A 24,269-nucleotide genomic window follows, 5' to 3' on the forward strand; every position below is an offset into this window, starting at 1 on the left:
TATTACTAGAGTGTAATGATGTCAAAGGTAGGCTATGATAGGCATTTCTCAAATACAATTTCCTTCAAAGGAATCTAGCAAGCTAAAGTTTGTTAGTTATTTTGCAACTTTTGTTTCTTTAAGCATTATCACTAATCCCGTTAATGTTCTTTTTTCTCTTGGTACTATATTCTTCAGGTCTGAAATTAAAACTCTTTATATCTACAAAGAAATAAAAACGGCAAAACAGCAAAAAATGAGCAAAAGGGAATATTGGGAAATATTTTTTAAGAACAATACAATCAAGGTAGCAGCCTTCCTCTTGTTTTCTGCTTTCATAACATATCTAACTTTCACTACCACTTTCTTGCTTATTTCGTTACTGGGAACTATACCACTTACAATGCTATTAATTTTATTGCAGAGTGAACTAAGGCCAAAAGATTTTAACCCATTTACGCTGCTTAAAGCTTCTATAAATTTCTTTTTGGAAGGTATAAAAGAGAATTTACGTGGTATGGTTAATAGTTTTGATGTTAAGCTTGAACATTTACTGCCCCATCAATTAAATGATGATATCATTAAAAATATTGATAAATTAAAAGATAAGTATGGTGAAAAAGTATCCGAAGACGTTATTAATGATAGAGAATTTAAGCAATTTATTGAATATATAAATGATTTAAATGAACTTAATTATCGTCAATTTAGTGATGAGGATAAAGGAAGAGTAATTACATTTTTAAATGACTTTTGCAAAGATGATCAAAAGTATAGCTCCCGCTTTACAGGTGGACGGATTTTACTTTTAGTTCTGAAAGCCTGCAATGATGGAGACAGAGAAGCTGTAAAAAATAAAAAAGACGCGTTAATTACAAATTTGCTTGATAGCCAAACTTTCTCTAGAAAAGAGCGAATTCCTAACACTTGCTTCACCGGTATTATCTATAGAATGTTAAGCACGCTAGAGGGTATTCATCCTGATCCAGAAATTAGATTTACTCCTCCTAGGCAAATATTACTTCCAGGAGCACAAAATGAAGCACGTAAGTTCATGTTAGACAGGTTAAAAAACAAGAAAAACAATAAAGAAATTTTTAAGGCTTGGTATGACGTTCAAAATGGTTATGAAGACGATGAAAGTCAAAAAATAGTTGATGATTTTATTTCAGAAGTAAGTATTCCTTTAATGAGAAAATTATTGAGTATTACTTCTCAATATAGTGAACAAATTGTGCTGACGTTAATGAAAAATATTAGCTCTATAAAGTTAAATAAATTACAATGTTGTGAGCTGGTTCAGCACATGAGAAATAAACTGCAGGAGCATGGTTTAGGTGACCAAGAAAGTTTACTCGAAAACATCGGAAAAAAAGTATTCTTAGAGCTATTAAATCGAGATCTACTCGAGACAGATTTTTCTCTCAAGGATTCATCTTTGGATGGAGCTAAAAGAATAGCTAACAAAATAATAATAGGAGAAGTTGAGAAATTTAGGTCAGAAGCTGCTGAAAAGGCTAGGGAAGTTAACTCTATAGAAGTTCAAGTGGATGTTACATTGCGGGGTCTGTCAACCTTGCCGCGAGAAAAGAAGTGTTGCATTGCATATAGCAGACTAAGTGGCCAGTATGAAGGTGATGAGAGAGAGATAATGGAGAACATCTTACTAAAAAAATTAGAGATAACGAAAAAAGAAATGAATAAGATGCTAGAAGAGAATGATATACGTAAACTAAAATTAGCACTTGATGATGCATGTAAGAAAAGTGGAAAAAACATGGAAGAAATGATAAAAGAAGTAGAAGAAGTAGTCTCAAGTCGTTTCTCGCATGAAGTATCTGTTAGTAATATAGCAACAGAGTCAGCACACTTATAAAAATTTATTTTCCTTACCTTGCAGAAGATTCACAATATTTCTGTGGTGTTTTAGGAAGACCAGTGCTCCTATAATTAGTAATGTTAAGAACAAATTCCTCTGAAAAAAAAAGGACCATGCTACAGCCGTTGAAGTAGCACTGAGTGAAGCAAGGGAAGAGTATCTAAAGGCAAGAAAGACTATTATCCAAATTATTACGAATACTAAAGTAATATCAATGTTAAATGCTATCAGTATCCCTAGAGTGGTTGCAACGCCCTTTCCTCCACTGAATTTTAGCCAAATAGGAAACATGTGTCCTAAAACTGCTAAAATTGCAGATACATATATATAAAAATCGTTATTATCACAAAATTGTTGTGCTATATAAACGGCAATAAATCCCTTAAAGGAATCCAGAAATAATGCCAAAGCAGCAAGAAATTTATTTCCCGTCCTTGCAACGTTTGTAGCACCAATGTTTCCTGAACCTACTTCTCTTAAGTTTATCCCTTTTATTCTTGTAATAATTAAGCTAAACGGTATTGAACCGAGTATGTAGGATAGTGTAAGGACTATAACTAACACAGGTAAAATTTACTGATTAATAATCGCAAAATTTCGTCATCCCGCTGCTTGTTAGCGGGATCTATGCTGAGATACCGCGAATAAATCGCGGTATGACGTAGGGAAATCTTACTTATTATAGCTATACCTCTCCGCATATGCCAAAATTTAATTGATTTTATTATTCCTCAGCCTTTTTAGGTAGCACTGAACTTCCTCGTTAATCTGATTACTAAACAGTATAAGCGCTGTCATGTTGATAAGAGCTAAACAAGAGAATAAAGTTCCGCCAATATTAGCAATAGCCATTATGTCTTTAGAAAGGCCAGAGAAAAACGCCACAATTATTACCGCTATGCGATATATCACTATACTTTTTGCACCAAACAAATATAACCACCCCATTTCACAACAATATACAAATGAAATTACCGAAGAAAATGCAAACAAAGGTGCAGCTATGGTTAAAAGTATAGGAAACCATGGAGAAACTGTCTCAAATGCCTTTTGAGTAATTAATATCCCTTCACCAACACTAGTCTGGTATGTACCTGTTATTACTATTGTTATTCCTGTTAAACAGCAAATTAACATTGTGTCAAAGCATGGTTCTATCATAGCAACAAGCCCAGTTCTTACTGGTTCTTCATCTTTAGTTGTTGCATGAGTAATTGAAGCAGAACCAACACCCGCTTCGCTGGCAAAGATTGCCCTTTGAATTCCAGCAACAAATGCTCCTACCATCCCTCCGCCAACAGCATTAAAATCTATCATGCTGGAAAATAATATCTTAAATGTGTGACCAAGATTGTGGATATTAAATCCAATAATAACAAGGCAGCTACATATATATATGAGTGACATAATAGGCACTAGTGCAGAAGATACTCTAGCTATCCTTTTAATTCCGCCAATAATCACTAGAGCAAGCAGCGCAGAGATTATGGAAGAAAGAAACCAAGAGTGACCATCTACCCAACTTGAATAGCCAGATAATATTGAAACCATTTGGTTGGTTTGAAACGCTACACTTCCACCAAGACCTGATAATACAAAAAATACTGCATACATGGCAGCTAGCACAATACCAAGTTTTTTAAATCCAAATTCCTCCAGACCATTCCTTATATACTGAAAGGGACCACTAAATAATTGGTCCTGATCTTCTGTTCTATGTCTAAACGCCAATGTTACCTCAGCAAACTTTGCAGACATACCAAAAAAACCTGTAATCATCATCCAAGGCACCGCTCCTGGCCCTCCCATTGAAACTGCAATTGCGACTCCAGCAACAGTTCCAAGGCCTACTGTGCTTGAGAGTGCAGTTATAAACGCCTGAAAATGCGTGATGTGGCCATCATGGTGATCTGTATCATATTTTCCGAAAAGAATAGCAAATGCATGCTTAAACATTCTTATGTTAAGAAACTTAAAGCGTAAGGTTAAAAATACATAACCAAAGGATAGTAGAAGAAGTATGAACGGTATATAAAAGATTTTGAAAAACAGCACTTCATTCATGAAGTTATTTATTCCATTCAACACAGCGTCATAACTTTCGTAAAAACCTGAAGCAGCATACGCATCATTAAATAATAGGCAAAATAACACCATACAAAGTAATCTATAAATCATGTTAATATCCTTTGGAATTGTAATAAGAATCTATTGTATTCAAAACTTCCCTTCTCAGTAGATATATTGCAACAGCATTTGGAACCATAAGGCACATAAACAAACTGTCACCTAGATAAGATATAAATTCTATATCCTTTGACATACAACTGATATACACTGAAACCACTATAAGAATTTGGAACAGTATTAGTATTTTTTTATTACCAAATAAGTACAGCAAAGCAACTTCACAGTAGTAACAATAAGCTATTATTGTAGAAAATGCAAAGGAAAACATCATTAGCGGAAAAACTAACTTGCTGAACAAGGGCAAAGCTGTTGAAAATACCGAACTAATTAGTGTAATATCACCCACGTTATCAGTGCTATGCATACCAGTGATAATTATCACGATACCAGTCAAAAATGAGATTAATATTGTGTCTATAAGTGGTGCAATCATTGCAACGCATCCAACTTTAATTGGATCTTCTTCTTTTACAGCTGAATGTGCTATAGCTGCTGTTCCGGTACCTGCTTCGTTAGCAAACACTGATCTTCTCACTCCGGCTATTAATCCGCTCAATACTCCGCCTCCTATAGCCGATTTATTGAAAATGTCTTGAAATATTATAGATAAAGCATTCAGCAAATTACTTCTGTTTACATAAATTAAATATATACACATACCCACATATAGCACTATCATAATTGGTGCTAAGCTCGTTGAAACGAAAGCAATGCGCTTTATTCCTCCCAATATTACAATAAAGACAAGCAGGGATATAATGATGGACGCGTTGTATTCGAAGAGGTTATTTGATAATGCTGCTATTTGATTTGCTTGAAATGGTATACCGCCCAAAATCATTGCAATAAGTAGCATAATCGCATAAATGAAGGCAAGGAATCTGCCAGTTTTTGCAAATCCAATTTTTGCAAGCCCGTACTTCATGTAATAAAAAGCCCCGCCAGTTGCATTTTCAGAGCGATAGGTGAATGCAAGCACCACCTCGGCAAACTTTATCGACATACCAAGTATTCCGGTAATTACCATCCAAAAAACTGCACTTGGGTCCCCTATTGTGATAGCTATTGCAACTCCTGATATTGTTCCAAGGCCAACTGTTCCTGAAATTACTGTCGCAAACGCTTGAATATGAGTGATTATGCCATTGTTATTGTAATTACATTTTAGGTTGAATAGCGTTTGTATTCCATGCTTGAACAATCTAAAGTTAGTGAATTTGAATTGGATGGTACAAAAAACCCCAGTTGCAATTACCCAAATAATTATAAATGGAATGTTGAATATCCTTATGTACAGAAATGAATTTAATAGTTCACTTATTTTTACAATCATGCTGCTGTGTGTCCAGAAAAGGCGAGTATGTTCAGTGGGAGGTAGACCCACCAGGATAAGAGTCGGAGTCCTGTAGCTAGGGTAGCAATATGGAGGGAAACCAAGATATTGAAGCCTACCGACAACGTTATCGTAAGGATAATGGCGAATTATCAGGTTGTAGCGAAAGCGAACACATAGGTGGCCTCGAAAGTGTGTAAAACTAAAGGCTGAGCTCACGGCAGTTGGGTGAAAGCAACATAGATAGCTGAAATACGAATGATACAGCATATCTACTTTAGCGGGGTGGTAGTGATGACATGATAATAAGGGAATACGAGGCAACTGGAGAAGCCCTCCTCATCCCAAGGAGAAATACCTTGGAGTGGTAGGTTCTATAACTGGAAACAGGAAATGAACTGAAGATGAAAGGGTGGCGGATGGGTGTGTAGTAGTGACGAAGTGAGGTAACGCTCATGGAGCAAAGGCACCCTACTAGTAGGAATCTTTTAACAAAAGGGAGGTAAAGGTAAAAATGATAAAAATGCCAATTAAATTACAAGACCTGAGAAGGAAGATATATACCAAAGCGAAGGCAAAACCGGAATGGCGATTCTGGGGAATCTATGTTCACGTATGTAAGATGGAGACGCTAGAAGAAGCATATAAGCTGACAAAGAAGAGTAATGGGGCACCAGGAATTGATAAGGTGACGTTCGAATCGATAGAAGCAGAAGGCTTAGAGAAGCATCTTCAACAAATCAGACGTGAACTAATAACCAAGACCTATAACCCAAATAGGAACCGGAGAAAGGAAATACCAAAAGCTGGAGGAAAACTCAGAGCGTTGAACATACCCTGCATTCGGGATAGAATAGTGCAAAGCGCACTAAAGCTAATAATTGAACCAATATTCGAATCTGACTTTCAGGACGGATCATATGGATATAGACCTAAGAGAAAAGCGCATGAAGCAATAAGCAGGGTAGCGAAAGCAGCAATCAAAGGCAATACAAAAGTTATTGACGTAGACCTAAAGTCCTACTTTGATAATGTGCGACATCATATTCTTATGGAAAAGATTTCCAAAAGGGTAAACGATAAAGAAATCATGCACTTGATTAAGCTAATCCTCAAAGTAGGAGGGAAACGAGGAATAGCACAAGGATCACCACTTTCACCACTACTAAGCAATATATACCTCAATGAGGTGGATAAAATGCTAGAGAAGGCAAAAGAGGTGACTAAAGAAGGAAAATATCAACATATAGAATACGCTAGATGGGCAGACGATCTAATGATACTGATAGATGGACACCAGAAATGGGAATGGCTTGAAAAATCAGTGCACAAAAGGTTACAAGAAGAATTAGCAAAAATAGAAGTAGAAGTAAACGAAGAAAAGACAAAAGTGATTAATCTTAAAGAAAAAGGGACATTCAGCTTCCTAGGATTTGATTTTCAACAGAACATCACAAAACAAGGAAAGTGGAATGTGAGGATAACACCCAAGATGAAAGCACGAACAAACCTACTTCAAAAATTGAAGGAAGTATTCCGCTGTTATAAATCGCAACCAATAGGAAAAGTGATTCATATCATTAATCCGATATTGAGAGGGTGGACAAACTACTTTAGGATTGGAAACACAAATCGAAGCTTTAGTTACGTCAAACATTGGGTAGAGAAGAAAATAAGACGCAATCTAATGAGAGCCAGAAAAGCAAAGAAAGGATTTGGCTGGAAGAGATGGAGTAGTGAATGGATATATAAAACTCTAGATCTTTATTCAGACTATAGAATAAGGTATTACATTCAGAAAGCCTTACCAGCACAATATGTTATAAATTTTGGTAAAGAAACTACTAGGAAAGCGTAGTGCGGGAAAATCGCATGCTGCGTTTGATGAGGCGGGAGCTGGAAACGTGAATATGGGAATTTTGGATTGAGGCCCAACATGAAAATAATGGATCAGCCACCAAACCCTAAAGAGGCGCGCCAGTTCTCGACCCTACCACTACTTTTTATTACAACTTATAGCTAACGAGCTTTATACGAGTAATATATATAAAGCCCAGTGCTTACTGGAATAGTAAGTACATACACTACACCTAAAATTGGTAGCGTCATCCAGGGCTTACTGATGAAAAATATAATAAGTACTCCAAAAAATGACACAAATATATAGGATAGGCTTTTGGGAACATAAATATATTTTGCAGAGAAAGTTGGAATGTGACTTATCGAAAAAAATGAAATGGCCAGAAAGTAACAAGCTACGTTTCTTGTGTTAAAAAATCGCTCTATGAGAAGTAAGTATTCACTCTCATGAGATTGAAAGGTAATAATTATTGGTAACAAAGAAAGTAAAGCACACACTGGAGCTGGAACACCAGAAAAGAAAAATTTTTCCCAGTGTGATTGTTCTGAGTGTAGCGAAACATTAAATCTTGCAAGTCTTATTGATATGCAGATTACGTATATCATTACTAAAATCCAACCTATGACTTTGATTTCGTTTAGCTTCCAAAGATACAAAAGAAATGCAGGCGCTGCACCAAAATTTAGAAAATCTGCAAAAGAATCAAGCTGGGCTCCAAAATCGCTAGTTGATTTTAGAATTCTAGCTATTCTGCCATCCATTCCATCTATTATTGCTGCAATGATGATAAAAATTACTGAGAATTCCCATTGTTCATTAAATGTAAATTTAAGTGAAGTGAGACCAGAACATAAACCCAATAAAGTTATAAAATTTGGGAATAATTTAGTAATAGGTAAGAATCTACTGTTACTTCCATCGTTATTCATATAACGTCAAAAGTAAGCTTCTCTTGAACGTTTTCCTTATTTAAGTTTGCTATAATTGTTTCACCACCAATAACAGTTTGCCCTTCTGAAACTCTTACTTCTATATCAGCAGGAACATAAATATTCACTCTACTACCAAATCTTATAATTCCAAACCTTTCACCTGCTTTCACATTCTGGGATACTCCTAAATTGCAAACGATACGACGTGCAATTAACCCAGCTATTTGCTCCACAATAATTTCTTTTCCCTTTTCGTATTCAATCACAATAACCTGCTTTTCATTTTCATTACTAGACCTATTGCTCATTGCGGATACAAACTTGCCTTTTTTATAATTCATTTCCTTTATCGTACCAGATATTGGTATACGGTTCACATGGACGTTCAAAACACTTAAAAATATGCTAACAAGCGTGAACTTCTTCTCTTCTCCATTTTCTGCCGATAAAGGATAATTAACTTCTTCAATTTTTGAAATCACACCATCAGCAGGACTTAATATAAGATCCTTATTGTTTGGCACAGCTCTTGCTGGATCGCGAAAGAAATAAGTACACAATAATGTCGGAAACAAGCACGTAACACCAAACCCCCAAGATATAGAGAATGCTATACACGTTACTATAAAGGCAACGACTATAAATAAATAACCTTCCCTGTTTATATTAGGTAAACTAAAACACATAATCTTATTCACAATAACCTATTGTTAACAATTTATCATTTATCATGAAAAGCTTTTTTTAACTGCTTCAGCAAAGTCCTCTTGATACAAGGTAACATTACAGATTAGCACACATAGAGTTACTATCATACTGTAACAACCCATCCAACACAAACTAAGTTTAGATCAGAACACTGATTCTTCTAAAAGTTGCTCACTATCCTCGTCTATTATGATAGAATTATCATGATTTCTGAGTAAATCTCTGATTTTCGTTTCTATTTCATTTGCGACTTCTTTGTTTGTTTTTAGGTAAGTTTTTACATTCTCTCTTCCTTGTCCAAGACGTGTGTTGTTATATGAATAGTAAGCGCCTGCTTTTTCAAGCACACCAAGCTTTGCTCCCATATCTATTATTTCTCCGAGTTTTGATATACCTTCATTGTACATTATATCAAATTTCGCTTCTCTAAATGGAGGAGCAACTTTATTTTTTACAACTTTAACTCTTGTTTCATTGCCTGTAATATTTTCTTTGTCTTTTATTACACCAACTTTTCTTATGTCAAGCCTTACAGAAGTATAGAATTTTAATGCATTTCCACCCGTGGTAGTTTCAGGATTTCCATACACTACTCCTATTTTCATACGAATTTGATTAATAAATATCAATATACAGTTCGCTTTTGAAACGGCAGAGGTTAGCTTTCGTAGCCCATGACTTAAAAGCCTTGCTTGCAGCCCCATGTGCTGATCACCCATATCACCCTCAATTTCAGCTCTTGGAGTTAACGCTGCAACAGAGTCAATAACTATCACATCAACCGCACCAGAACACACTAAGTACTCAACAATATGCAACGCCTGCTCTCCAGTGTCTGGTTGCGAAATTACTAAATCATCAGTGCTTACCCCAAGTTTGCGAGCATATAAGACATCCAATGCATGTTCTGCATCGATAAATGCGCATGATCCTCCTTTTTTTTGTGCTTCAGCAATCACGTGCAAGGCAAGAGTGGTTTTACCAGAACTCTCGGGACCAAATATTTCAATTATACGCCCTTTTGGCAGACCTTCAACACCTAGAGCCGAATCAAGCGCAATTGATCCTGTGGATATTGTGTCTATTTTCTCTACAGGGTTTTGCTTCAACTTCATTATTGCACCTTTACCAAATGCTTTTTCAATCTGGCTTATTGCGTTATCTAATGCTTTTTGCTTATCATTATTTCTTTCTTCTGAGTTGTTTGCCATGGATCATTTATTAACTTGTATAACTTCCATGATAATCGAACGTGAACAACCTGCCAAGGGTTTTTTAATAACGAAGAACGTTATCGTAGAAAAATTAGCTACCTAAATTATATTAAGATAGAAAGTTAGATAGACTCTGCAGTGCGATACAAAATAACGATAGAATACAATGGTAGTAGTTTCTCTGGCTGGCAGAAGCAGCAACATTCTGCTAATTCAATCCAGGAAGCCATAGAAAATGCTATATTTAATTTTAGTGGTGAGAAAGTTACTTTGTACTGCGGTGGCAGGACTGATACAGGGGTTCATGCTTTAGGACAAATTGCTCATTTTGATATGGAAAAGGAATTTGAGCTTTATAGAATAAGAAACGCAATAAATTATCATTTAAAATCAATTCCCATAGTCGTGCTTAATGCAGAAGTTGTAGATGATGCGTTTCACGCACGGTTTTCAGCAAAAAAAAGATATTACGAATACAGAATAGTTAATCGCTATGCTCCTGCCGCTCTGGAGACAGGTTATGTATGGCAAGTGTTTAATCCACTTGATGTAAATATTATGCGTGAAGCTGCTAAACATCTACTTGGAAAACATGACTTTTCAAGTTTTCGTTCAAAAGATTGTCAAGCTGCAAATCCGATAAGAACAATTGATGATATCGATATAATACAAAACGGGAGCCATATACACATCAAAATATCTGCTATTTCCTTTTTACATAACCAAGTGAGGATTATTGTGGGTACTTTAGTTGAATTTGGAAAAAATAGAACCAATCCGCAAGAAATGCTAAATATATTAAACCAATGCAAAAGAAATGCGGCTGGAGTTACTGCACCACCTTTTGGCTTATATTTGGTAAAGATAGATTACTAATTTAATAAAAGCTAGTGAAATAAGTGTCATACCGCCACGGTATCTCCAGATTCCGCTAACAAGCAGCGAGATGACGAGTTTAAGTTCTCATTGGCATCACTACATATAATACACTTGTATCGTCTTCATCAGTGATAATTGTAGCACTATTACCATCGGCTAAGCTAAACTTACATTTATTTTTTATGCAGGATAGAACATCAAGCAAATAACGCGAGTTGAACCCTATTTCTATAGGGGCTTCATTGTAGTCCACTTCTATGGATTCAGTTGCATCACTACACTCTTGGGAGTTTGAATGCAGAGTTAGCAGCTTTTCTTGTAGTGAGAATTTAATGGATTTTACTTTATCAGATACAACAACGGAAACTCGATCTATAACATCTAAAAGTTTTTTACTTTCAATAATCATATGCTTATCTTGAGATGCTGGAATAACTGCTTTATAATTTGGAAAAGTCCCATCTATTAATTTTGATATTAGAATATATTCACCGCATGTAAACTTGATTTTTCTGTCTGAAAGTTTTATATTAACTTCATTACAATCGTCCAATATTTTTAACAGCTCCATAACAGTTTTACGTGGAATGATCACACCAAATTCATCATTGATGTTCCCAGGCTTTGGCCTCTTTATACATGATAAACGATGGCCATCAGTTGCAACGCAGTACAGAAACTGCTCATCCGTATGCAGATATATTCCATTTAAATTATACCTTGTATCATCTAGTGATACAGCAAATTTTGTTTTAGTTAATAAGTCTATCAGGTCCGTATTTAGTAGAATAAAATCATGTTTATAATTGTCTTCTTCAAGAGCAGGAAAGCTGCTTGAAACTACATTCGGTAAAGAAAAGTTTGCATTTCCGCAAGACATCAATAATTTTCCTTGGTTGTTTACTTCAAAATTGATATCCAAATCAGCGGGTAACTTCTTCACTATGTCATGTAAAGTATGCGCTGAAATTTTTACTTCTCCTTCTGTTAATACGGTTGCAGCAAGTGAGGCAAACATTGAAATGTCAAGATCAGTTGCCATTAATTTTATGCTGCCGTGTTGTGCTTTGATATTTATACACGCTAAAACATCTATTGCATTACGCCTTTCAACCACTCCACTTACTCTGGATAATGTATTTAAAAGACTTGTGCGGCTCACGCTAAAACGCATCTGCTCACACACAGAATTTTGCTTTTTGATTTCTGTATCTACACCTGCAACCTCTGACATTGCTAACTCTCAAAAATATATTTTAAATGATATCCACATCCCATATAAAGTAAAGTGCTATTTATATTTCCATTGAAAGAGTAGTCTAGTTTATACTATAGCTGGGTATTCTGTTACAATAAATTTACTTTGTATGGCATAAATCATGCATTTTTTGATACGCTTTTTGAAAACCAAGTAGGGAATAAGTATCATCAATGGTCACTGTTTTTGTTTTCCCATTCACTACCATTGATAATCCCTGCTTCATTTTTAGAATGAGATCTTGATCTATTTTTGTATGCTCTGCCCACGCAAAACTTCCCTGTATTATGGGCAGTGTATATTTAATTTTTTTATCGATATTGAGAGCTACAGGCTCCTTGTCATACTGAAAACCAGAGGTAACGCTTACCTCATCTGCTTTTTTATCAACATAACTAACCATTACATATGGCTTGCGGTTGGTTGTATAATGTTCGCTTTTTTTTTTAGGATAGGATACAATATAACATACTTTCTCTCCATCTTCCAATGCAGTATACACAAGCCAATCTTTATATTTTTCCTTCAATTGTACATCACTAACTGATGCAAAAGTGCCTATTGAAAAAAATATTAGAAATATAAAAAAACTACGCATGCAAACCAAATTTCAAACTTTCAGATTGTATATATTGTTTTACCTTAGCCATCGCCTGCTCAGCCAACTGCCTTATTCTTTCTCTTGAAACACAATACTTTTTACTAAGTTCATCTAGAGTTTGAGTGTTTTCAGACAAATATCTACTGATAAAAATGTCTCTTGCCCTTTCGTTAAGGCTCGCTAGTGCATTGTTTAAAATTGTTTCTTTTAATTCTTTTTCTTCATGATTTTGATAGGTTACTTCTTGACTGACCAAGTTACATGGGATCATATCTTGTAACTCCCTTTTAGAGTCATCACCTATTTTTATGCAATCGTTTAGCGACTGATCCTTACAAGCCAAACGGTAATTCATTTGTACAACATCTCCTTCGGATACAGAAAGCTCATTAGATATTGCTTTTATTTCTTCATTATTTAAAGTTTCTCTGTTTGTATACTGTAAAATTCTTTTTTTTATTTTACGTAAACTAAAAAATAATCTTCTTTGTGCTTGCGTTGTGCCTATTTTCACAAACGACCAAGATTTCAATATAAAGTCTTTTATTGAAGCTTCAATCCACCACACTGCATAAGTTGAAAAACGAAACCCTAAATCAGGATTAAACTTTTTTACTGCATGCATTAAACCCATATTCCCTTCCATGACCAGGTCCATCAACAATAGTCCATAATTTTTGAATTTCATTGCAATTTTCACTACCAAATTCAAATGGCTGGTAATCAATTTATGAGCAGAAGAAATATCCTTGTATTGGTTCCAATTTTTTGCTAGTTGTACTTCTTCCTCTTGAGACAGCATGGGAAATTTTCGCACCCTAGCAATATATTGCATGAGATTGGTTCTGCTATCAACACATAAGCTTGCCATTGGGGTCAACATAACAACTTAAATTAAAACTTCATGCATATAATATATTGATTTTCTAGCAAAAATTCAAGCTTTGATTTGAAAAAAGTACAAATTTTCCATCTAATTGGGATCTTAGAAACCCCAGCATCAGCTACCTGGGTGACACCATATAATATTAAATGACATCCTGCCAGCGTGTAATGATAAACATTATAGTTTAAATACATAGTAAGTGATGTTATTCCAGTGCCTTGACACTGGAATCCACATTTCCTTTTTCTAGATCCCAGTGTCATGCTACTTGGATGACAAGAAAAAACCCACTGGGATAACAAGACTGAGATAGACTAGAAATTAAACGCTACTCCAGCTTCTGCACCAACAGTGCTGTAAAGAACTGCATGTCCTCCTTTATCTTTTTTACTAGCATCGCTATCGAAATTAGCACCATAAGAACCGAAATAACGAGCTCCAGCATAAAGCTTGATTTCTGGAGTTACATCATAGCTAACACCAGCTTTTACTTGACCAGCAAAACCAAATTTACTGTTTTGATCATTTATAGCGGTTTTCAAAGGAGTGCTAATATACGCTGCACCAACACCAACACCAATGTATGGAGTGATAGGCATATCTTCAATTGCTACATCGTAATAAACGTTAACTAGTCCTGAAATTGCTGTTAAATTATCTGCAACTGTATCACCTACTACATCTGCATCTTTATTCAACCATGAGTAAAGTCCTTCAACGTCAACCCTGATGTCGTCCATTTTATAACCAAACGCACCACCGCCAGCTATAAAAGATGCTTTTAAGGGACTATTATTGTCTTTGCCTGATTTATGTGCAATACCATCAACTTTTGTGAAAAGAGGTAAAAATTCACCATTGTATTGCAAACGAACGTAGTAGCTAGTTTCTTCATCACTTATTGGACCAACAGGATCTGAAAAAGCAGAGTTTGATAAACTTAGCAACGTTGCTAAAGCGGCTGCTGAAAAAAACTTTTTATAATGCATAATTGTCCTCGTAAAAAAAATTAAAATTCCACTTTAGCAGTCTAAGTAACAACTAAAGTTAAGTCAAGTGCTAACTTAATAACACAAAATATTCTACATTTTAACTAATTTTTAGAAGAAGACAAAGATTTTATTAATGAATAAATAGAGTTACACGACTTTTGATTTTTTGGTATAGCTAACACAGGTAAGATTTACTATCGAAAGACCTCGTCATCCCGCTACTTGTTAGCGGGATCTAGAGATACCGCGGCAGTTGTAAGTTAAAAATATGTTATAAAAGAAACAAGAGGGAAGATAACTCTACTCACTATAGGAATAGCGGGCGTGTGCGACCGACGCGGCGTTGGTGTTATAAACCGTTTATATCAAGGTACACTAGCCCTCGATACGTTTGAATAGTTGCATGGGACATATGTATGCACCCGTTTACAATCTTAAATCAATAAACTATCGAGGTTATTAATATGGTTACATCTTACCAAAATTTTATTGGCATTGACATCGGAAAATTTAAAATGTTGTTGCGGTTCACACACAGAAGAGTGTTGTCGAATTTGATAATAATGCTTCTGGTTGGCAACAATTGTTTAAAAAGTTTTCAGATATCTTACCTAATTCTTTAGTAACTTTAGAAAATACAGGGAATTGGTTTATCGCATTTTCTTAGATAAAGATCTAGAGTTACAGAAGCGCCAAAAAATTCTGAGAACAGTGCCAGGCAAAGTTATCTCAAGATTTTGTGTGTCTGATGCCAGAGCTTGGCTACTTAAACAGAAAAGAAGTAGCAAGTCTTGCTGGCGCATCCAAAAGAAAGTGGAAAAGCTATTGGTTATCGAAGAATAACAGGCGGTAGAAGCAATGTTCGTACTAACGGCTGCAATGGCTGCTGCAAAGTCCAAATCGTTGTTTGATATAAAATTTTTCTATGATAAATTAGGGTGTTTATTGTCAAAAATGCATTTTCTAATTGAATAAAAATACAAAATTATAAACAAGAGTTGTAATAAAACTAAATTCAAAAAATTTAAAAAAAACATAGTTGATATGACGTGTTAGCTATAAAACCCTATTTTTCATACCACTCATTTATAAGTTTATTGATATCAGAATCTATAAAATCCTTTAGTGGCTGCCTGGTTTTTATCTCAACATTTTTAGGGATGCACCTATCTTTACATATCGCATAATTTATATGGAAGTTAAGGTCAATATACCCTTGATTTGAAAACACATTCATCTTAAAGGGAAATAATACCATATCCTCATATACGTTACTGATAAATATCTCTTTTCCTACTTTATCTCTATGTTCCTTTGGAGTAGGCCAATAAATATCTATGTTTAATGTGTTACCCTTACAATCAAAAGAAGTGGGAAGACCGAAATCTCCAGGATCTTTATAATATATGTGCCAGCCTGGTTCTACTGTAACCTTTATTGCACCTTTAAGAGTGAGGCTTGCTTCATTTATCTCGCCAATAAGTAAATCAAATTTTGCAATTTCCTCGTCAGCATATAGTTGAGTGCAAGAAAAAAATAAAAACAATATTAAATATATATGTATTTTCATTAAGGCAAATTTCTCCTTTTATAGAGAAAGTAATTTGGATTTTAATTATTATATTTAATAGCATTATATAGATTATTTATTAATATAGCATTATGCTATAGCTAAACTGACTTAGATTTACCGACAATCTGAAAAACGACAAATTCGTCATTCCGCTACTTGTTAGCGGAATCTATGCCGAGATATCGCGGCGGTATGACGTGTTGCTTGGGTCAGCTATAGTATAAGTATACTAGGGGTTATAGTTTTCTTATGCTGCCTTTTTGTTATTAGACAACCACAATATAAAGGAGTGAAACGGATGCAAACAGTAGTGCATTTCTGCACCAAACGTATTACCTTTAACGAATAGTAAAATGTGAGATTTTTTGGAACTACCGTGGAGCAATTGCTCCACGGTTTCACTCTACTCAGAATCCACCCATGCCGCCCATTTCTCCTGCGCCCATAGGAGATGAAGCATTTTCTTTGCTTGGTACATCAACTATCATAGATTCAGTAGTAATCAGCACACTCGCAACAGATATCGCTGTTTCAAAAGCAACACGCACCACTTTTGCTGGATCAATCACACCAGCTGTAAATGCATTAGCGTAATTCATAGCCTCAACGTTGTATATAAGCTCTTTATCATTCTGCTTAATCAAATAGTCAATTATAACAGCAGATTCAAGACCAGCATTTTTAACTAACCTTCTAATTGGAGCACTGAGAACTTTCTTGATAATGTTTATGCCTATTTGCTCTTCGTCACTTGCACCTTTTAATTTGTCGAGAACAGATGAAGCATAAAGAAGTGCAACTCCACCACCTGGAACTATGCCTTCTTCAATTGCAGCTCTTGTTGCATGCAGCGCATCTTCAACTCTATCTCTACGTTCTTTAACTTCCACTTCAGTTGCTCCACCAACTTTTAGCACAGCAACACCACCTGATAATTTCGCTAAACGTTCTCTTAGCTTTTCTTTATCATAATCAGAAGTTGAAGTTTCAATTTGAGATTTGATCTGCTCGATTCTAGCTTTCACGCTGTCAGAATCGCTATTTTCGCTGACAACTGTGGTATTATCTTTAGTAATTTTAACATTTTTAGCAGTACCAAGATCATCAAGTGTCAGATCTTCCATCTTGATTCCAAGTTCATCTTTTATGACGTACTTAGCACCAGTCAAAGTTGCTATGTCTTCGAGCATCTCCTTTCTTCTGTCACCAAAACCTGGAGCTTTTACTGCAGCAACTTTTAAACCACCACGCAATTTATTGATAACTAAAGTGCTTAATGCTTCACCTTCGATATCCTCTGCAATAATAACCAAAGGTTTACCAGATTTAACAACAGCTTCAAGAATAGGAAGTAAAGGTTGAATAATATTTAATTTTTTCTCTGTAATTAATAGATAAGGATTATCAAGCTCCACGATCATTTTTTCATTATTTGTAATAAAATACGGAGAAAGATAACCGCGATCAAATTGCATGCCAGTAGTCAGCTCAACTTCTAACTCTTTTGAACCTTTACTTTCTTCAACAGTTATTACACCCTCTTTTCCAACTTTTTTCACGGAATCAGCAATACTGTTACCTATATCCTTATCACCATTTGCAGAAATTATTGCAACTTGTGCCACTTCGTCTATTTTCTCTAGAGAAATTGTACGAGACATTGACGTAATTTCCTTTAATATTACATCTTTTGCCTTCTGTATTCCGTTTTTAATACCAACACGATCGTTTCCAGCAGCAATTGATTTTGAAGCTTCCATTATCATGTTGCTAGTTAATATTGAGCACGTTGTTGTACCATCACCAACTTTGTCGTTACATTGAGAACAACTTTGGGCAAAGATGCTTGCTATTGCAGCATTTAGTGGTTTTTCAGGCTTGATACCCTTCATCACCTTATAACCATCTTTTGTAATTTCTGGTGCTCCATAGGGCTTATTAATCCCTACTGTTTTTCCTCTAGGTCCCGCAGTTATTGCTACCGTTGAATCCACTATTGCTGCGACTTCACGAAAGGCTTCTTGCAACTGCTCACCTGATACTACTACATTAGTCATTTTTATCACCTCTTGTTAATAAAAAATTTAGAAAACTATGATAAAACCATTTACAATGCGCTATGTTGCGCTTTGTTTCAGTTTAGTAAAATAAAGACTGCTATTTAATGACAGCAAGTATATCGGACTCTTTCATCACGATAAGCTTTTCATCATTATGTTCTATTTCTGTACCAGCCCATTGACGATAGAACACTTTATCACCAGCCTTTACAGTTAAAGCTACACGTTCGCCATTTGAGTTGCGTGAACCTTCACCAGTTGCTACAATTTCACCTTTAGTAGGTTTCTTTTCAGCACTTGATGGAAGCATAATTCCACCTTGCTTTTCCTCGCTAATAGGCTTGATCAGCACGCTATCATCCAATACATTTAAACTTATACTTGACATTTGCTTTTCCTCTCAACAAATTAACCTATAGCTTTATATATATACTCGTAAGTTAGATTTCAAGGGCTGGAGCTTGTAAAATATGCATGCCATTATAAAATATGCACGCCAAAAGCAGTTTCTAAAAGAGCCTAATGTTATATAATAAAATTTAGATTTATTTATAGAGATTTCATGAGTTATATACCATTCTTAAGTCGTGGTGTGATAGTGCTATATGGGCCTGATACTAGAGATTTTCTGCAGGGCATTATAACCAATGATATTAATAAATTGGATAGCCAAAAAGCCATTTACTCTTTATTACTTAGCCCTCAAGGAAAATATCTATATGATTTTTTTCTTATTGAATATGGTAAATACACCCTCTTGGAGTGCGAAAATGTGCACTTACAGCAAATAATCGAGAAACTAGATTTACTTAAAACTTATTTGAGGGTGAAGATTAAAGACATTAGTGCACTATATAAGGTTGGAGTTTTGTTTGATACTAAGTTGGCGGAGTGTAGTAGTAAGTCACAAGTTATTTTTCAAGATCCAAGGCACAAGCTGCTAGGAATGAGGATCATACATAAAGATGAAATGAAAGAGCCGGTTGGGGATTTTACTCAGTATGAAAAAGTTAGAATTCAAAATCTCGTTCCAGATGGAGCAAAAGATATGGTACAAAATTCATCGTTCCCACTGCAATATTTAATCGATAAGGCAAACGGTATAAGCTTTAATAAGGGGTGTTATGTAGGTCAGGAAGTCGTAAATCGAATGAGCAGACAAGAAATATTCAGAAGAAAACTTTATCTTGTTGAGGGGGATAACGCACTTCCAGATATTGGCACTAAAGTGACAAATGAAAATAATGAGGAAATAGGGGAACTGCGCTCTAGTGTAGACAACATTGGACTTGCATTGCTTAATACTCAAAAAAGTCATGCAAATTTATATGTCGATGGGGTTAAGTGCGTTAAGACGTTGAAGTCTTAAGGTAGCGCATATAGAAACGAAAAACTTATTTTATGGCCTAGCGTCACGCACTGGAATAACATCATTTACGATGTAACATTTATTACTTTTGCAGACACAATTTACATGCTATAATTGAATCTTCATAGTTGGTAAATTGGAGTGCAAAGAAGTAAAATTAAAGTAGAAATAAAAAGATTATCACACGGAGAAGACTTGTCTCTTCCATGTTATGCAACTACGCAGAGTGCTGGTATGGATCTTTACGCTGCATTGAATGACTCTGCTGTTTTAAATCCACTTGAAAGATTACTTGTTCCAACTGGAATTGTGATTGCAATACCAAACGGTTTTGAGGGGCAAATCCGCCCACGTTCTGGTCTTGCTGCAAAACATGGAATCACTGTCTTAAACTCTCCTGGCACTATAGACTCTGATTATCGAGGTGAGGTTAAAATTTGCCTAATTAATTTAAGTAATCAGTCGTATGAGATAAAAAGAGGGGATAGAATCGCACAAATCCTTATTTCTCCTGTATCTCAGGTAATTTGGGATGACAGAGAAGAATTCTGCACAGAAGAAACCGGTCGCAATGCAGGGGGCTTTGGCTCAAGTGGTAGGTAACTTACAAAAAAGCTTAACTATGACAGTTTTTTTATACACAATTCAAGCATATTAATATTTTATTAAACGAGGTCGTTTATGCTAACTTTCAAAAATCATCGTGGTCAGTTCCACAAAACAAACACTGCACTTGTTGCACTTACTTCTTTGTATGTCATAGGCGCAGCAGTAGCACTTTCAGCACCATATTGGGTGTCTTCAACTTCCATGCTTGCTCCACTTGCAGCTTTTGCAGCTACACCACTTGGAATCGGTGTATTAGCATTTGTTGCTGTTGCACTGGTTAGTTTAGCAATATATTCCATCAACAAAAACAATGAAATATCTGAGTTGAAAGCTCCGAATATTGTTACTAGTAGTAATAAAATAATGTTACAATTAACAAAAGAAATGCATGAAGATATAAAAGCAAACAACCAAAACAAGAATGAAAAAGGTGAGGTTATAAAAGATGAATATCGTATAAACTTCAGCTTAGAAGGCAAAGATTACTATGTTACTGGTAAAATTGGTGACAGTGAAATGGAGTTTTATAATATTGTGTTCTTAGATATAGATTCACTAGCAATGAAAAATGATAAGGGTGAGTTTAAGCTAATAGCAGATCAAAGTAAGAAATTGAAAGAATTAGGTTTAAACAAAGAGGAGAATAAAGGGGTTAACACTTATTTAGGCTCACTTATTGTTGAACAAGTTGCTTCTGAAGAAAAAGCAAAAAGCTAGACAGCTAAAATAAAAGAGGCAGGCTAAGTCTGCCTCTTTATTTTTTTAGTGTCGGTTACTCAAATGACATCATTCATTATGGGAATTACCTTAAAAAATAAACTGTATCCGTTCAGGGGAGCGGCAAAATAGGTAGACAAGGTGATCTAAAAAGATAATCATAGAGCAAAAATGAGGTAATGTGGTAAACCTTTTAGAACTTTGCAAAAATTTACAGCAAAAAATAGAAAAGTTAGAAGCAAAAATAGAAAGGCTGGAAAGAGAGAATGAAAGTTTAAAAGCAGAGAACAAGGCTTTAAAGATAGAGAACGCTGAGTTGAAAGAGAGGCTTGGTTTAAACTCGAAAAATTCATCTCTGCCAAGCTCTAAAGAATTATACAAAATAAAGAAGGACAAGCCAAAAAGCGAAAGGAATATTGGCGTTCAGGTTGGGCACAATGGGCACTAAAATGGGCGCAGATGAAGTGGTAAAAGTAGAGTTGTCATCTACTTGCGAATGCGGAGGAGAGATTGCAATATGTGGGAAACCTTACATTCATCAAAAAGTTGATCTTCCGGAAATCAAGCCTTATGTAGTAGAATATCAATTAGAGCATGGTCGTTGTCGGAAATGCGGAAAAAGAAGAAGTAGCAAGTTACCAGAAAGTGTTACGCCAGAAACCAAGAGTTAAATCAGTAGTTGCAGCGTTAAGTGGGTTTTACAAGAATTCAAAGCGCGAAGTGGCTAGCATAATAAATGATATTTTTAATCTGAACATAAGTGTTGGTAGCGTATCAAATAGTGAATACAGAGTTGGATCAAAATGTAAAAAAATATATGAACAAGTAGCACAAGAGGTAAGGAGTAGTGATGTTTTGCATATCGACGAAACCAGCCATTACAACAGAGGTAAACTTGGTTGGTGTTGGATATTTGCTAGTGATCAAGCGAGTTTTGTTAAGTTGACAGAGTCAAGGGGAATGAAAGTTTTAAAAAATAGCGTGTTTTTTAATTATAAAAGCTTGGTAGTAACCGACAGGTATGCAGCGTACAATTATTTTGCTGATGAAAAAAGGCAAATCTGTTGGGCACATTTATCAAGGGATTTTGAAACATAGTTGGAATATTGAAGTCAAAGTTCTCGGCTGTTACTTAAGAAATGTAGCTACTGAATTATTTGCACTAAAAAAAGCTTTACTAAAAAGTGAAATAGATGTTTTAAGATTTACCAGACGTGCCAGAAAGTTGCGAAAACGTACAAGGTATTACTTGAAGCCGTTTACCTGAAGCAATTGGAGCTTCTCGAGTTGCAAAAAATATTTTGAAATCTGAAAGAATGATGTGGAATTTTTTAGATGATTTAGAAAATATTCCGCTGACAAATAACCACGCTGAACGGCAAATTCGGCATTATGTCGTTTATCGCAAAAATTCATATTTTACCCAATCGGAGCGAGGAACTTGAGCGGATAATTTCATTATACTTAACATGGAAACAAAAGGGGCTAAACCCTTTTCACAATCTCCTATCTATCGTTTCTTAAACCACTCTGCTGAACGGATACGATAAGAGATTGTGAAAAGGGTTGTATCCGTTCAGCGGAGCGGCAGAAAGTGGTTGAGAGATAAGCGAAAGGACTTCAAATGATCCATTTTTCACCTCAAATTGTGTAAAGTGTAAAAAAATCAACCACATTACACCGTATTTGGCCCGTTTTATTCTAACGATTTTGTTTGTTCAGCCATTTTCTGCCGCTCCGCTGAACAGATACAAAGGGTTTAGCTTTTGGCCTATGATCTCTTTAAATGACAGAATTTCACTACAAAACTTAACTTTCTTCTATGCAGTTAGCTAAGTCAAGAAAGGTGAATCTATCTCTTGTTGCAAACGCAAGATCGACCACTTTACAATATTGTTCTTTATTCCAACTGAGGTGCTCTGGTAAGTGTGGAATTGATAGATCTTCAAATATTTTTTGCAGGTGTTTTGCAGGTAGTAAATTTTGCTTAATTAAACTGGAAATATTAGTCCATTCTTTACAAATAATCTCTTGGATTTTTTGCTGCATAATTTGCTTCTGTTCAAAAGTTCTTACAAATTCGATATTATCAAAGCACTGAGTTATATGTTTTACATCTAAAGTGGTCGGTTTGATAATCGGGTTTTGTATTGATAATATCTTTTCCTGCAAATTAGCCATAGTAATCGTCGTAACAGCAATTTTTTCGCCATGTAGTGAGGAATGATCTCTTGTTACCGTTTCCATTGCGTGAGCTATCATATGCTCTCCTTGGCTTGCAGAATAGCTGCCCTTTGATATCACCATTCCAAGTCCTGAAATTAGTAGAACTTCCATAAGTAATAGGACCACTTTTCTACTTCTTTTAGTAAGCGCCGTATACTCTCTTAGCAAAATTTGCTCCAAATCGCGAACAAGTGTAAAAGGTAATTCATTGTATTCTGTGCCAAGCAACAAATGAGATAGTAGCCAGTCAGCCTGAACTGTCGAACGGCAAATGAAATCTGCAAATCCGCTTAATGTGAGGCGCAGTGGTGCATTGGTAAGTATGTCTATATCTATATATATCGCTCTTGGAAGATGTGCTTTGAACGATTTTTTGTATCCATTTACTAATATTGAAGCATTTGCGGATGTATATCCATTCATGGAAGCGGCTGTTGGGAACGATATATAATCTTTTTTCTCGAGGTAGCTTGCATATTTGCAGATGTCGTTAACGGTGCCGCTACCAAATGCAACTATTAAGTCACTGTCTTTTGCTTTGTTTCTAACTAGATTTATGGTTTCAAGAGAGGCAGCTCTGCTTGGTGTCATGCAAGTAGCTGACACTGGAATCCAGTTTTTTGATCGAAAATGTTGTATAGTGCGCTTGTTTACAATCAATTTTCCTGGATCCAAGTAGTCTGGGCTACTTGGATGACAGGAGAAGGGGCTACTTGGATGACACCCTTCTGGTAGACAATGTTCGTACAGCTGTGTGTCACGCGCTGAAATGACATCTTTGCTGTTAGGAATAATTAAGTGAGAAATTTTATTAAATACGTTTTTGTTTAAAAGTTTTGCTGTATTTTCATCTGCAACTAGAAAGATGTCATTTCCGTGTCGTGTGCATATTTCATAGATATCATCAGCAAGATGGTAATCTGTTATTACTTCCCTTAGAAAAGTTTGTTCGGTTTGATGTAATATTTGTTTTAAATAGTGCATAGAGTGTTTACAATATAGC

At 35.5% G+C, this 24,269-nt stretch carries 20 protein-coding genes and 2 pseudogenes; 8 read left to right on the forward strand and 14 right to left on the reverse strand.

All coding sequences use genetic code 11. The features are described 5' to 3' along the window. Positions 1-34 precede the first annotated feature (34 nt). Entirely contained in the window at positions 35-1,855 is a 1,821-nt protein-coding gene (locus tag ABWU58_RS00050) for a hypothetical protein (protein WP_264707369.1), read from the forward strand. On the opposite strand, the gene plsY is transcribed toward ABWU58_RS00050, so the two are convergent. The 3 genes from plsY to ABWU58_RS00065 all read right to left on the reverse strand — a co-directional run bounded on the left by plsY (position 1,850) and on the right by ABWU58_RS00065 (position 5,381). Next, positions 1,850-2,422, reverse strand: a complete 573-nt coding sequence (gene plsY, locus ABWU58_RS00055) for a glycerol-3-phosphate 1-O-acyltransferase PlsY (RefSeq protein WP_007548744.1) — start codon at positions 2,420-2,422, stop codon at positions 1,850-1,852. The genes ABWU58_RS00050 and plsY overlap by 6 nt on opposite strands. A 147-nt stretch (positions 2,423-2,569) precedes the next feature. Then, positions 2,570-4,036, reverse strand: a complete 1,467-nt coding sequence (locus ABWU58_RS00060; RefSeq protein ID WP_353283201.1) for an alanine/glycine:cation symporter family protein — start codon at positions 4,034-4,036, stop codon at positions 2,570-2,572. Position 4,037: 1 nt separating this feature from the next. Continuing rightward, a complete protein-coding gene (locus tag ABWU58_RS00065) occupies positions 4,038-5,381 on the reverse strand; it encodes an alanine/glycine:cation symporter family protein (RefSeq protein ID WP_353283202.1) in 1,344 nt (447 codons plus the stop codon). A gap of 514 nt (positions 5,382-5,895) precedes the next feature. Between ABWU58_RS00065 and ltrA the strand changes: the two genes are divergently transcribed. Then, the gene (ltrA, locus tag ABWU58_RS00070; protein WP_253308914.1) at positions 5,896-7,239 is read left to right on the forward strand and encodes a group II intron reverse transcriptase/maturase; all 1,344 of its coding nucleotides are present in this window, start codon (positions 5,896-5,898) and stop codon (positions 7,237-7,239) included. A gap of 161 nt (positions 7,240-7,400) precedes the next feature. Here ltrA and ABWU58_RS00075 read toward each other — a convergent pair whose 3' ends face one another. The 3 genes from ABWU58_RS00075 to recA all read right to left on the reverse strand — a co-directional run bounded on the left by ABWU58_RS00075 (position 7,401) and on the right by recA (position 10,093). Continuing rightward, positions 7,401-8,171 carry a CDP-alcohol phosphatidyltransferase family protein gene (locus ABWU58_RS00075; RefSeq protein WP_353283203.1) on the reverse strand — a complete coding sequence of 257 codons (771 nt, stop codon included), beginning with the start codon at positions 8,169-8,171 and terminating at the stop codon, positions 7,401-7,403. Continuing rightward, positions 8,168-8,860: a phosphatidylserine decarboxylase gene (locus ABWU58_RS00080; protein WP_353283748.1), complete on the reverse strand. Its 693-nt coding sequence runs from the start codon at positions 8,858-8,860 to the stop codon at positions 8,168-8,170. Before ABWU58_RS00080 ends, ABWU58_RS00075 begins: the two co-directional genes overlap by 4 nt. A gap of 165 nt (positions 8,861-9,025) precedes the next feature. Further along, complete coding sequence (recA, locus tag ABWU58_RS00085; RefSeq protein WP_353283204.1) at positions 9,026-10,093, reverse strand: recombinase RecA; 1,068 nt, start codon at positions 10,091-10,093, stop codon at positions 9,026-9,028. A gap of 141 nt (positions 10,094-10,234) precedes the next feature. Here recA and truA point away from each other — a divergent pair, with 141 nt between their 5' ends. Continuing rightward, a complete protein-coding gene (gene truA / locus ABWU58_RS00090; protein ID WP_353283205.1) occupies positions 10,235-10,972 on the forward strand; it encodes a tRNA pseudouridine(38-40) synthase TruA in 738 nt (245 codons plus the stop codon). A 79-nt stretch (positions 10,973-11,051) separates the two neighbouring features. Here the strand turns inward: truA and dnaN are convergent, their stop codons facing one another. From dnaN to ABWU58_RS00110, 4 genes are all read right to left on the reverse strand, one after another. Further along, positions 11,052-12,209, reverse strand: a complete 1,158-nt coding sequence (gene dnaN, locus ABWU58_RS00095; RefSeq protein ID WP_353283206.1) for a DNA polymerase III subunit beta — start codon at positions 12,207-12,209, stop codon at positions 11,052-11,054. Between the two features lie 124 nt (positions 12,210-12,333). Continuing rightward, the gene (locus ABWU58_RS00100) at positions 12,334-12,831 is read right to left on the reverse strand and encodes an invasion associated locus B family protein (RefSeq protein ID WP_065094506.1); all 498 of its coding nucleotides are present in this window, start codon (positions 12,829-12,831) and stop codon (positions 12,334-12,336) included. Beyond that, complete coding sequence (locus tag ABWU58_RS00105) at positions 12,824-13,717, reverse strand: RNA polymerase factor sigma-32 (protein ID WP_353283207.1); 894 nt, start codon at positions 13,715-13,717, stop codon at positions 12,824-12,826. The genes ABWU58_RS00100 and ABWU58_RS00105 overlap by 8 nt, the downstream gene beginning before the upstream one ends. Before the next feature lie 317 nt (positions 13,718-14,034). Then, positions 14,035-14,709, reverse strand: coding sequence for an acyloxyacyl hydrolase (locus ABWU58_RS00110; RefSeq protein WP_353283208.1), 675 nt, complete (start codon positions 14,707-14,709; stop codon positions 14,035-14,037). Positions 14,710-15,176: 467 nt separating this feature from the next. Between ABWU58_RS00110 and ABWU58_RS00115 the strand changes: the two are divergent. Further along, positions 15,177-15,648: pseudogene (locus ABWU58_RS00115) on the forward strand (IS110 family transposase); the annotation flags it as partial. A gap of 130 nt (positions 15,649-15,778) precedes the next feature. Here ABWU58_RS00115 and ABWU58_RS00120 read toward each other — a convergent pair. From ABWU58_RS00120 to ABWU58_RS00130, 3 genes are all read right to left on the reverse strand, one after another. Continuing rightward, on the reverse strand, positions 15,779-16,282 hold the full coding sequence (locus tag ABWU58_RS00120) for a protein-disulfide reductase DsbD domain-containing protein (protein ID WP_353283209.1): 504 nt from the start codon (positions 16,280-16,282) through the stop codon (positions 15,779-15,781). 410 nt (positions 16,283-16,692) lie between these two features. After that, on the reverse strand, positions 16,693-18,342 hold the full coding sequence (groL, locus tag ABWU58_RS00125) for a chaperonin GroEL (RefSeq protein ID WP_353283210.1): 1,650 nt from the start codon (positions 18,340-18,342) through the stop codon (positions 16,693-16,695). 100 nt (positions 18,343-18,442) lie between these two features. Next, entirely contained in the window at positions 18,443-18,733 is a 291-nt protein-coding gene (locus ABWU58_RS00130; protein ID WP_096641452.1) for a co-chaperone GroES, read from the reverse strand. A 174-nt stretch (positions 18,734-18,907) separates the two neighbouring features. Here ABWU58_RS00130 and ABWU58_RS00135 point away from each other — a divergent pair, with 174 nt between their 5' ends. The 4 genes and pseudogenes from ABWU58_RS00135 (at position 18,908) to tnpC (ending at position 22,564) form a co-directional block, all read left to right on the forward strand. Further along, positions 18,908-19,714, forward strand: coding sequence for a YgfZ/GcvT domain-containing protein (locus ABWU58_RS00135; protein WP_353283211.1), 807 nt, complete (start codon positions 18,908-18,910; stop codon positions 19,712-19,714). 141 nt (positions 19,715-19,855) lie between these two features. Then, the gene (dut, locus tag ABWU58_RS00140; protein WP_264688252.1) at positions 19,856-20,317 is read left to right on the forward strand and encodes a dUTP diphosphatase; all 462 of its coding nucleotides are present in this window, start codon (positions 19,856-19,858) and stop codon (positions 20,315-20,317) included. Between the two features lie 78 nt (positions 20,318-20,395). Further along, positions 20,396-21,040, forward strand: a complete 645-nt coding sequence (locus tag ABWU58_RS00145; RefSeq protein WP_353283212.1) for a hypothetical protein — start codon at positions 20,396-20,398, stop codon at positions 21,038-21,040. 181 nt (positions 21,041-21,221) lie between these two features. Next, a pseudogene (tnpC, locus tag ABWU58_RS00150) lies at positions 21,222-22,564 on the forward strand (IS66 family transposase). Positions 22,565-22,849: 285 nt separating this feature from the next. On the opposite strand, the gene ABWU58_RS00155 reads toward tnpC, so the two are convergent. Next, on the reverse strand, positions 22,850-24,250 hold the full coding sequence (locus ABWU58_RS00155) for an iron-containing alcohol dehydrogenase (RefSeq protein WP_353283213.1): 1,401 nt from the start codon (positions 24,248-24,250) through the stop codon (positions 22,850-22,852). Positions 24,251-24,269 lie beyond the last annotated feature (19 nt).

Source organism: Wolbachia endosymbiont (group A) of Pogonocherus hispidulus, from assembly GCF_964028195.1.
Taxonomy (GTDB): domain Bacteria; phylum Pseudomonadota; class Alphaproteobacteria; order Rickettsiales; family Anaplasmataceae; genus Wolbachia.

Excerpts from the sequence above, each read along its gene's own strand:
- ABWU58_RS00075 (WP_353283203.1), bottom strand. The coding sequence starts at position 8,171 with ATGAATAACGATGGAAGTAACAGTAGATTCTTACCTATTACTAAATTA.
- ABWU58_RS00050 (WP_264707369.1), top strand. The coding sequence starts at position 35 with ATGATAGGCATTTCTCAAATACAATTTCCTTCAAAGGAATCTAGCAAG.
- ABWU58_RS00100 (WP_065094506.1), bottom strand. The coding sequence starts at position 12,831 with ATGCGTAGTTTTTTTATATTTCTAATATTTTTTTCAATAGGCACTTTT.
- ABWU58_RS00130 (WP_096641452.1), bottom strand. The coding sequence starts at position 18,733 with ATGTCAAGTATAAGTTTAAATGTATTGGATGATAGCGTGCTGATCAAG.
- ABWU58_RS00120 (WP_353283209.1), bottom strand. The coding sequence starts at position 16,282 with ATGAAAATACATATATATTTAATATTGTTTTTATTTTTTTCTTGCACT.
- dnaN (WP_353283206.1), bottom strand. The coding sequence starts at position 12,209 with ATGTCAGAGGTTGCAGGTGTAGATACAGAAATCAAAAAGCAAAATTCT.
- ABWU58_RS00065 (WP_353283202.1), bottom strand. The coding sequence starts at position 5,381 with ATGATTGTAAAAATAAGTGAACTATTAAATTCATTTCTGTACATAAGG.
- ABWU58_RS00145 (WP_353283212.1), top strand. The coding sequence starts at position 20,396 with ATGCTAACTTTCAAAAATCATCGTGGTCAGTTCCACAAAACAAACACT.
- recA (WP_353283204.1), bottom strand. The coding sequence starts at position 10,093 with ATGGCAAACAACTCAGAAGAAAGAAATAATGATAAGCAAAAAGCATTA.
- ABWU58_RS00060 (WP_353283201.1), bottom strand. The coding sequence starts at position 4,036 with ATGATTTATAGATTACTTTGTATGGTGTTATTTTGCCTATTATTTAAT.
- ABWU58_RS00155 (WP_353283213.1), bottom strand. The coding sequence starts at position 24,250 with ATGCACTATTTAAAACAAATATTACATCAAACCGAACAAACTTTTCTA.
- ABWU58_RS00135 (WP_353283211.1), top strand. The coding sequence starts at position 18,908 with ATGAGTTATATACCATTCTTAAGTCGTGGTGTGATAGTGCTATATGGG.
- ABWU58_RS00110 (WP_353283208.1), bottom strand. The coding sequence starts at position 14,709 with ATGCATTATAAAAAGTTTTTTTCAGCAGCCGCTTTAGCAACGTTGCTA.
- ltrA (WP_253308914.1), top strand. The coding sequence starts at position 5,896 with ATGATAAAAATGCCAATTAAATTACAAGACCTGAGAAGGAAGATATAT.
- ABWU58_RS00080 (WP_353283748.1), bottom strand. The coding sequence starts at position 8,860 with ATGTGTTTTAGTTTACCTAATATAAACAGGGAAGGTTATTTATTTATA.
- groL (WP_353283210.1), bottom strand. The coding sequence starts at position 18,342 with ATGACTAATGTAGTAGTATCAGGTGAGCAGTTGCAAGAAGCCTTTCGT.
- ABWU58_RS00105 (WP_353283207.1), bottom strand. The coding sequence starts at position 13,717 with ATGTTGACCCCAATGGCAAGCTTATGTGTTGATAGCAGAACCAATCTC.